This window comes from Myxococcus llanfairpwllgwyngyllgogerychwyrndrobwllllantysiliogogogochensis (assembly GCF_006636215.1).
GTDB classification, from domain to species: domain Bacteria; phylum Myxococcota; class Myxococcia; order Myxococcales; family Myxococcaceae; genus Myxococcus; species Myxococcus llanfairpwllgwyngyllgogerychwyrndrobwllllantysiliogogogochensis.
The window spans coordinates 1-498 of the sequence record NZ_VIFM01000693.1; the positions used below are offsets into that span (position 1 = coordinate 1).

General features: G+C 72.3%; 1 pseudogene. It reads left to right on the forward strand.

The annotated features are described in order from the left end of the window. Nucleotides 1-408, forward strand: a pseudogene (locus FJV41_RS57265) (hypothetical protein); the annotation flags it as partial. Nucleotides 409-498: the final 90 nt, after the last annotated feature.

Below are 498 nucleotides of genomic sequence, written 5' to 3' on the forward strand. Positions count from 1 at the left end.
TCGCGCCTGGCGATGAGCACCATCAACGCCTACGCGTCGCCCGATGCGCACGTCATCTACGGCGCGGCCTACGACGACAGCCTGGGCGACGACATCCGCGTGACCGTGGTGGCCACCGGCCTGTCGCGCGCCAACGCGCGTCGCCAGCCGATCTCGGTGGTGCAGGGCGGCCTGCGCACCGGCACCGACAACCTCGCCTACCAGGTGCCGATCTCGGGCGCGACCGTGGGCGTGGCCAGCGGCCTCGTGGGCGGCGGCGCGGCTTCGCAGACCGACTACGGCAACATGGCGGTGCCCAGCGTCTGGCGCACCAACCGCACGCAGGCCGCGGCCCGCGTGGACGCGCTGTCCTCGGGCGGCATGGACGATCTCGAAATCCCCGCGTTCCTCCGCAAGCAGGCCGACTGATCGGCCCCCCTGGGGCTTGTCCTCGGGTCGCCGCTGGCCGCTCCGCTCCTTTCCGGGAGCCGGGCGGCCTTTTTGTTTCCGTTGGTGACC